The organism is Pseudomonas sp. P5_B2 (genome assembly GCF_056400445.1).
The window spans coordinates 1-8,931 of record NZ_JBFULH010000151.1 but is presented as its reverse complement, the minus strand read 5'-3'; the positions used below and the strand labels follow the sequence as shown (position 1 = coordinate 8,931).

General features: G+C 60.0%; 6 protein-coding genes and 1 pseudogene. All 7 read left to right on the top strand.

Annotated features, from left to right (window positions below; translation table 11 throughout):
- Positions 1-160: 160 nt before the first annotated feature.
- On the top strand, positions 161-1,669 hold the full coding sequence (locus tag AC1DRJ_RS13920) for a sigma-54-dependent transcriptional regulator (protein ID WP_477802664.1): 1,509 nt from the start codon (positions 161-163) through the stop codon (positions 1,667-1,669).
- A gap of 444 nt (positions 1,670-2,113) precedes the next feature.
- The gene (gcvH, locus tag AC1DRJ_RS13915; protein ID WP_449643494.1) at positions 2,114-2,497 is read left to right on the top strand and encodes a glycine cleavage system protein GcvH; all 384 of its coding nucleotides are present in this window, start codon (positions 2,114-2,116) and stop codon (positions 2,495-2,497) included.
- 12 nt (positions 2,498-2,509) lie between these two features.
- Positions 2,510-5,362, top strand: coding sequence for an aminomethyl-transferring glycine dehydrogenase (gcvP, locus tag AC1DRJ_RS13910; protein ID WP_477802663.1), 2,853 nt, complete (start codon positions 2,510-2,512; stop codon positions 5,360-5,362).
- A 214-nt stretch (positions 5,363-5,576) separates the two neighbouring features.
- Positions 5,577-6,953 carry an L-serine ammonia-lyase gene (locus AC1DRJ_RS13905; protein ID WP_477802662.1) on the top strand — a complete coding sequence of 459 codons (1,377 nt, stop codon included), beginning with the start codon at positions 5,577-5,579 and terminating at the stop codon, positions 6,951-6,953.
- Positions 6,954-6,990: 37 nt separating this feature from the next.
- Positions 6,991-8,115: a glycine cleavage system aminomethyltransferase GcvT gene (gene gcvT / locus AC1DRJ_RS13900; protein ID WP_477802661.1), complete on the top strand. Its 1,125-nt coding sequence runs from the start codon at positions 6,991-6,993 to the stop codon at positions 8,113-8,115.
- A gap of 392 nt (positions 8,116-8,507) precedes the next feature.
- Positions 8,508-8,720 (top strand): cold-shock protein, encoded by a 213-nt coding sequence (locus AC1DRJ_RS13895; RefSeq protein WP_003175786.1) that lies wholly within the window; start codon positions 8,508-8,510, stop codon positions 8,718-8,720.
- A gap of 95 nt (positions 8,721-8,815) precedes the next feature.
- A pseudogene (locus tag AC1DRJ_RS13890) lies at positions 8,816-8,931 on the top strand (RDD family protein); the annotation flags it as partial.

Here is an 8,931-nt window from a genome sequence, read left to right as displayed (position 1 = left end):
GTATCAGTCAAATATGATGGTGACTGACCCACCGCCTTCGCGAGCAAGCCCGCTCCTACAAGAATTCGGTGTCGGCCCGAAATCCTGCGCAGGATTTCACCATTCGCCCGCCCCAAGGCATACTTGCCACCCTCCGCACTTCAGAACCAAAAACCGCCCCATGCGTATCCACGTCAGCTTCATCGACCGCGTCGGCATTACCCAGGAAGTCCTGGCTTTGCTCGGTGGGCGTAATCTCAATCTGGATGCGGTGGAAATGGTCCCGCCCAACGTTTACATCGATGCCCCGACCCTGAGCCCGCAAGTTCTCGAAGAGCTGCGCGATGCGCTGTTCAGTGTGCGTGGCGTGCAAGCAGTGACGGTGGTCGACATCCTTCCCGGCCAGCGCCGACACCTGCAACTCGACGCATTGCTCGCGGCCATGACCGACCCGGTACTGGCGCTGGACAGTGCCGGCAAAGTGTTGCTGGCCAACCCGGCACTGATTGCGTTGTATGGCCGTGAACCGGCGGGTGAAAGCATTGCAGAACTGTTTGCCGACCCGGCGCTGCTCGATGCCCTGCTGGAACAAGGCTTTCGCTTGCCGCTGAGGGAAATCACCGTCAACGGTCAGACATTGCTGCTGGACGCCACGCCGATTACCGATGCGGGCGCCCTGCTCACGTTGTATCAACCCAATCGCATCGGCGAACGCCTTTCGGCGCTGCACCATGACCATGCCGAAGGTTTCGACGCGCTGCTCGGTGAGTCGCCGGTGATCCGCACCCTCAAGGCTCGCGCCCAACGGGTCGCAGCCCTTGATGCGCCCCTGTTGATTCAGGGCGAAACCGGCACCGGCAAAGAATTGGTGGCGCGGGCCTGCCATGCCATCAGCGCTCGCCACAGTTCGCCCTTTCTGGCGCTGAACTGCGCGGCATTGCCGGAGAACCTCGCCGAAAGTGAACTGTTCGGCTACGCCCCCGGCGCCTTCACCGGTGCGCAACGGGGCGGCAAACCTGGGCTGATGGAGCTGGCCAACCAGGGCACGGTATTTCTCGATGAGATCGGTGAGATGTCGCCGTACTTGCAGGCGAAACTGCTGCGCTTTCTCAATGACGGCAGCTTCCGGCGTGTCGGTGGGGACCGTGAGGTGAAGGTCAATGTGCGGATTCTTAGCGCGACCCACCGCGACCTGGAAAAAATGGTCAGCGAAGGCAGTTTCCGCGAAGACCTGTTCTATCGCCTCAATGTGCTCAACGTTGAGGTCCCGCCGCTGCGCGAACGTGGCCAGGACATTCTGTTGCTCGCCCGCTACTTCATGCAGCAGGCCTGCGCGCAGATCCAGCGCCCGGTCTGTCGCCTGGCACCGGGCACCTATCCAGCGCTGCTGGGCAATCGCTGGCCGGGCAATGTGCGGCAATTGCAAAACGTGATTTTCCGCGCGGCGGCGATTTGCGAAAGCACGCTGGTCGACATTGGCGACCTCGACATCGCCGGCACCTCAGTGGCGCGCCAGAGCGACGCAAACGTCGACAGTCTGGAGCAGGCGATGGAGGAGTTCGAGAAAACCCTGCTGGAAAAACTCTACGTCAGCTACCCCTCGACCCGCCAACTGGCCAGSCGGCTGCAAACCTCCCACACGGCGATTGCCCATCGGTTGCGCAAGTACGGCATCCCCAACAAGCCCTGAAACTCCCCCAGCCACCGAAGTACCCCTGTGTGGGAGCCAGCCTGCTGGCGATTGGGCCATGTCAGTCGACATCTTTGTTGCCTGTCTCACCGCAATCGCCAGCAAGCTGGCTCCCACAAGTTTTGTGTTCTGTCTGGAAATCCCTCTCCAAAAACGACCTCCGTCCGTACTGAAAGCGCTACAGCGGAACGATATCGCTACACCCAGCCGAATCACGCCTGCACAAGGCTTTGATCCACCTCAGCTTTCATCTCCCCTTCCGCCCGTATCGATTTCACTACAGCGAAAGCGTTATAGCCGCCCACAAAACCCAATAAAACATTGATTAATAAGGACAAAATCGACGTTGGCCGCGTTCTTGCTATGTAGTCCGTCATAACAGGGCTTTTTGCCCAAGCATTCAATCGCGTCCACCAGACGAGTCTGGCCCCCTTAGGAGTTCTTATGAGCGAGTTGCGTTTTACTGAAGATCACGAATGGCTGCGCACCGAAGCTGACGGTACCGTTACTGTCGGCATCACCGCTTTCGCACAGAACGCCTTGGGCGACGTGGTTTTCGTACAACTGCCTGAGCTGCAGTCCTACGACAAAGGCGCTGAAGCCGCCACCGTGGAATCGGTAAAAGCCGCCAGCGGCGTGTACATGCCACTCGACGGTGAAGTGCTGGAAGTCAACCCGGCACTCGACAGCAGCCCTGAACTGGTCAACGAAGATCCGCTGGGCGAAGGTTGGTTCTTCCGCTTCCAGCCGAGCGACGCCTCGGCGGTCGCCAAACTGCTGGACCAGGACGCCTACGACCGTCTGATCAAAGCCAACGCCGAAGCCTGAGGAGCGCCCGACATGACYCAAGTCAATCTGACCACCGCCAACGAATTCATCGCCCGTCACATCGGCCCGCGTGCCGGCGACGAGCAAGCCATGCTCAACAGCCTCGGTTTCGACTCGCTGGAAGCCCTGAGCGCCAGCGTCATCCCGGACAGCATCAAAGGCACCAGCGTCCTGGGCCTGGAAGACGGTTTGAGCGAAGCCGAGGCCCTGGCCTCGATCAAAGCCATCGCCGGTAAAAACCAACTGTTCAAGACCTTCATTGGCCAGGGCTACTACGGCACCCACACGCCGTCGCCGATCCTGCGCAACCTGCTGGAAAACCCGGCTTGGTACACCGCGTACACCCCGTACCAGCCAGAAATCTCCCAGGGCCGTCTCGAAGCGCTGTTGAACTTCCAGACCCTGATCAGCGACCTGACCGGCCTGCCGATTGCCAACGCTTCCTTGCTCGACGAAGCCACCGCCGCTGCCGAAGCCATGACTTTCTGCAAACGCCTGAGCAAGAACAAGGGCAGCCACGCCTTCTTCGCCTCCGTGCATTGCCACCCGCAAACCCTCGACGTGCTGCGCACCCGTGCCGAGCCGTTGGGCATCGACGTTGTGGTCGGTGATGAGCTCGAACTCACTGACGTGACGCCGTTCTTCGGCGCTCTGCTGCAATACCCGGCCAGCAACGGTGACGTGTTCGATTACCGCGAACTGACCGAGCGTTTCCACGCGGCCAACGCGCTGGTCGCCGTGGCCGCTGACCTGCTGGCCCTGACCGTGCTGACCCCACCAGGCGAATTCGGTGCCGACGTGGCCATCGGCAGCGCCCAACGTTTCGGCGTGCCACTGGGCTTCGGTGGTCCGCACGCGGCGTACTTCTCCACTAAAGATGCGTTCAAGCGCGACATGCCGGGCCGTCTGGTCGGTGTCTCTGTGGACCGTTTCGGCAAGCCGGCCCTGCGCCTGGCCATGCAAACCCGCGAGCAACACATCCGTCGCGAGAAAGCCACGTCGAATATCTGCACCGCGCAAGTATTGCTGGCCAACATCGCCAGCATGTACGCCGTGTATCACGGTCCGAAAGGCCTGACCCAGATCGCCAACCGCGTGCATCACCTGACCGCCATTCTGGCCAAAGGCTTGAACGCACTGGGCCTGACCGTCGAACAAGCCAGCTTCTTCGACACCCTGACCCTGAACACCGGCGCCAACACCGCCAAGCTGCACGAGCAGGCGCGCGCCCAGCGCATCAACCTGCGCGTGGTCGACGCTGAACGCCTGGGCCTGTCCCTCGACGAAACCACCACCCAGGCCGACGTCGAAACCCTGTGGAGCGTGCTGGCTAATGGCAAAGCCCTGCCAGACTTTGCCGCCCTTGCCGCTTCGGTGGTCAGCGCAATTCCGGCCGCACTGGTTCGTCAATCGCCGATCCTCAGCCACCCGGTGTTCAACCGTTACCACTCGGAAACCGAGCTGATGCGCTACCTGCGCAAGCTGGCCGACAAGGACTTGGCACTGGACCGCACCATGATCCCGCTGGGTTCGTGCACCATGAAACTCAACGCCGCCAGCGAAATGATCCCGGTGACCTGGGCTGAATTCGGTGCCTTGCACCCGTTCGCCCCGGCCGAGCAAAGCGCCGGCTACCAGCAACTGACCGACGAACTGGAAGCGATGCTCTGCGCCGCTACTGGTTACGACTCGATCTCGCTGCAACCGAACGCCGGTTCGCAAGGTGAATACGCCGGTCTGTTGGCGATTCGGGCCTATCATCAAAGCCGTGGCGAAGACCGCCGCGACATCTGCCTGATCCCATCGTCCGCCCACGGCACCAACCCGGCCACCGCCAACATGGCCGGCATGCGCGTGGTCGTGACCGCTTGCGACGCACGCGGCAACGTCGACATCGAAGACCTGCGCGCCAAAGCCATCGAGCACCGCGAACACCTCGCCGCGCTGATGATCACCTACCCGTCGACCCACGGCGTGTTCGAAGAAGGCATCCGCGAAATCTGCGGCATCATTCATGACAATGGCGGCCAGGTGTACATCGACGGCGCCAACATGAATGCGATGGTCGGCCTCTGCGCACCGGGCAAGTTCGGCGGCGACGTGTCGCACTTGAACCTGCACAAAACCTTCTGCATTCCACACGGCGGTGGCGGCCCGGGCGTCGGCCCGATTGGCGTGAAATCGCACCTGACTCCGTTCCTGCCGGGCCATGCCCAGATGGAACGCAAAGAAGGCGCAGTCTGCGCAGCACCGTTCGGCAGCGCGAGCATTCTGCCGATCACCTGGATGTACATTCGCATGATGGGCGGCGCAGGCCTCAAGCGCGCTTCACAGTTGGCGATCCTCAATGCCAACTACATCTCCCGTCGTCTGGAAGAGCACTACCCAGTGCTATACACCGGCAGCAACGGCCTGGTCGCGCACGAATGCATCCTCGACCTGCGCCCACTGAAAGACAGCAGCGGTATCAGCGTCGATGACGTCGCCAAGCGCCTGATCGACTTTGGTTTCCACGCCCCGACCATGTCGTTCCCGGTTGCCGGCACGTTGATGATCGAGCCGACCGAAAGCGAATCCAAGGAAGAACTGGACCGCTTCTGCGACGCCATGATCCGCATCCGCGAAGAAATCCGCGCGGTGGAAAACGGCACGCTGGACAAGGACGACAACCCGCTGAAGAACGCTCCGCACACCGCAGCGGAAATCGTCGGCGAGTGGACGCATCCGTACAGCCGTGAGCAAGCGGTGTACCCGGTTGCATCGTTGATCGAAGGCAAATACTGGCCACCGGTCGGTCGCGTCGACAACGTGTTTGGCGATCGCAACCTGATCTGCGCCTGCCCGTCGATCGAAAGCTACGCTTAAACGGACAAGGGGGCGAGTCTGCTCGCCCCTACTTCCATGAACACCACAAAACCCTTGTAGGGGAGACCGGCTTGCCGGCGATAGCGATCTGTCTTTAGACATTTTTGTTGAATGTTAGACCGCTATCGCCGGAAAGCCGGTCTCACTCCTACAGGGGATCTGTGGAAGATTTCAGAKTTCGCCCATACCTATAACAAGAAACCGGAGAACAACCATGTCGTTAAGCGTGTTCGACCTGTTCAAGATTGGCATTGGCCCCTCCAGCTCCCACACCGTCGGCCCGATGCGCGCAGCCGCGCGTTTCGCCGAAGGTTTGCGCCGTGAAGGGCTGCTTGCGGCCACCACCTGCGTCAAAGTCGAGCTCTACGGCTCGCTCGGCGCCACCGGCAAGGGGCACGGCAGTGACAAGGCTGTGTTACTGGGCCTGGAAGGTGAACACCCGGACACCGTGAACACTGAAACCGTTGCCGCGCGCTTGCAAGAAATCCGTGGCAACGGACGCTTGAACCTGCTCGGCGAACACAGCATTGCGTTCAACGAGAAAGAACACCTGGCGATGATTCGCAAACCGTTGGCCTATCACCCCAACGGCATGATCTTTCGCGCCTTCGACGCTGCCGGCCTGCAAATCCGCAGCCGCGAATACTACTCGGTCGGCGGCGGTTTTGTCGTCGATGAAGACGCCGCCGGCGCCGACCGCATCGTCGAAGACGCCACACCACTGACCTTCCCATTCAAAAGCGCCAAGGATCTGCTCAGTCATTGCACCACCTACGGACTGTCCATCAGCCAGGTGATGCTGACTAACGAAAGCGCCTGGCGCCCGGAAGCGGAAACCCGCGCCGGCCTGCTGAAGATCTGGCAAGTGATGCAAGACTGCGTCGATGCCGGTTGCCGCAATGAAGGCATTCTGCCCGGCGGATTGAAGGTCAAACGTCGCGCCGCAGCCCTGCATCGACAACTGTGCAAAAACCCGGAATCGTCGTTGCGCGATCCGCTGTCGGTACTGGACTGGGTCAACTTGTACGCGCTGGCGGTCAATGAAGAAAACGCCAACGGCGRACGCGTCGTGACCGCACCCACAAACGGTGCGGCAGGCATTGTCCCGGCGGTGTTGCATTACTACATGCGCTTTATTCCTGGCGCGACCGAAGATGGCGTCGTGCGCTTTCTGCTGACGGCGGCGGCCATCGGCATTCTCTATAAAGAAAACGCCTCGATTTCTGGCGCCGAAGTCGGATGCCAGGGCGAGGTCGGCGTGGCCTGTTCGATGGCGGCCGGCGCCCTGTGCGAAGTCCTTGGTGGCACCGTGCAGCAAGTGGAAAACGCCGCCGAAATCGGCATGGAACACAACCTCGGCCTGACCTGCGACCCGATTGGCGGGCTGGTGCAAGTGCCTTGCATCGAGCGCAACGCCATGGGTTCGGTGAAGGCGATCAACGCGGTACGCATGGCCCTGCGCGGCGAYGGCCAGCACTTCGTCTCCCTCGACAAGGTCATCCGCACCATGCGCCAGACCGGCGCTGACATGAAAAGCAAATACAAGGAAACCGCCCGTGGCGGTTTGGCGGTCAACATTATCGAGTGCTGATGCTCACGCGCATTGCACACTTTTTCAGGAGCTGAATATGTCCACCGAACAATTGCTGAAAACCCCGCTACACGCCCTGCACATCGAACTCGGTGCGCGCATGGTGCCGTTCGCCGGTTATGACATGCCGGTGCAATACCCACTCGGCGTGATGAAAGAACACCAGCACACCCGTGATCAGGCCGGGTTGTTCGATGTTTCGCACATGGGCCAGATCCGCCTGACCGGCGCCAATGCTGCCAAGGCCCTGGAAACCCTGGTGCCGGTGGACATTATCGACCTGCCGGTGGGCATGCAGCGCTACGCGATGTTCACCAACGAAACCGGTSGCATCCTCGACGACCTGATGGTCGCCAACCTAGGTAACGACGAACTGTTCCTGGTGGTCAACGCGGCCTGCAAGGATCAGGACCTGGCGCACCTGCGCAAGCACATCGGCGACCAGTGCACGATCGAGCCGCTGTTCGAAGAACGCGCGCTGCTGGCCCTGCAAGGTCCGGCTGCAGTCACCGTGCTCGCGCGCCTGGCACCCGAAGTGACGAAAATGACCTTCATGCAGTTCGCCCGCGTGAAACTGCTGGGCGTTGACTGCTTTGTCAGCCGTTCGGGGTACACCGGTGAAGACGGTTTCGAAATCTCGGTACCGGCCGCCAACGCCGAAGCCCTTGCCCGTTCGCTGCTGGCTGAAGTTGAAGTAGAGGCCATCGGTCTCGGCGCCCGCGACTCGCTACGCCTGGAAGCCGGGCTGTGCCTCTATGGCCATGACATGAACACCGACACCACACCTATTGAAGCCAGCCTGCTGTGGGCCATCTCCAAGCCTCGTCGTGCCGATGGCGCGCGGGCCGGCAGCTTCCCAGGCGCTGAAACCGTGTTCGAGCAACAACAAGGTGGCGTCAGCCGCAAGCGCGTCGGTCTGCTGCCTCAGGAACGCACGCCAGTGCGTGAAGGCGCGGAAATCGTCAACGAAGCCGGCGATATCATCGGCACTGTGTGCAGCGGCGGCTTCGGCCCGACACTCGGTGCTCCTTTGGCCATGGGTTACGTCGACAGCGCCTATATCGCCATCGATACCCCTGTCTGGGCGATTGTCCGTGGAAAAAAGGTGCCTTTGCTTGTAAGCAAAATGCCATTTGTTGCGCAACGCTACTATCGCGGTTGATTGACTGTTTCTATAAGTAACGCGGCTGCGTTAACAGTGCACTAATGTGTAACGCAACCGCCATAAAACAGTGCATATCATTCGTTTTGGAACGCGGCTTATAACAATCGAAAACAAGTGAACGACAACAAAGAATAAGACCGCACTAGTGGATCGACTAGTGCCATCAACCTGAGCAAAACCGGGCCTCTGACGGGGCTTGTTTTTTCTCCCGTAGTTGGCGTAGAGTTTGTCCACTGTGTTTGCATGGGTCGCTTGGAATCGTGACCTGGGCAGTAGCCTACAAGTAAGCTACATCCCGTTCGACGTCTTCTTACTCTCCTGCAACCAGCCCCAGTACTCTTTCATGAGAAGGAGACTGTCATTAATTTTAGCGTCAAAGGAAATAAGAAATGTCCCAACGTCAGAGCGGTACCGTCAAGTGGTTTAACGACGAGAAAGGTTTTGGTTTTATCACTCCTGAAAGCGGTCCGGATCTGTTCGTGCATTTCCGCGCCATCCAGGGCAATGGCTTCAAGAGCCTGAAAGAAGGCCAGAAAGTGACTTTCGTTGCCGTGCAAGGCCAGAAAGGCATGCAGGCTGACGAAGTACAAGCAGAAGCTTAATCTTCTGTAACGAAAAAGCCCCTGATGCTGACATCAGGGGCTTTTTTGTGCGCGTAAATCCGTAAAATGACTTCTTTTTCCGTCCAGAGGCTGCCATGTCGAAACACCTGCTCAACCCCCAGGGCGAGTTTCCCGCCGTCTCACTGGGTCGTCGCCTGGCAGCGATGTTCTATGACTTCCTGTTGTGTACCGCCCTGCTTATCGTCACCAG

Excerpts from the sequence above, each read along its gene's own strand:
- AC1DRJ_RS13895 (WP_003175786.1), top strand. The coding sequence starts at position 8,508 with ATGTCCCAACGTCAGAGCGGTACCGTCAAGTGGTTTAACGACGAGAAA.
- gcvH (WP_449643494.1), top strand. The coding sequence starts at position 2,114 with ATGAGCGAGTTGCGTTTTACTGAAGATCACGAATGGCTGCGCACCGAA.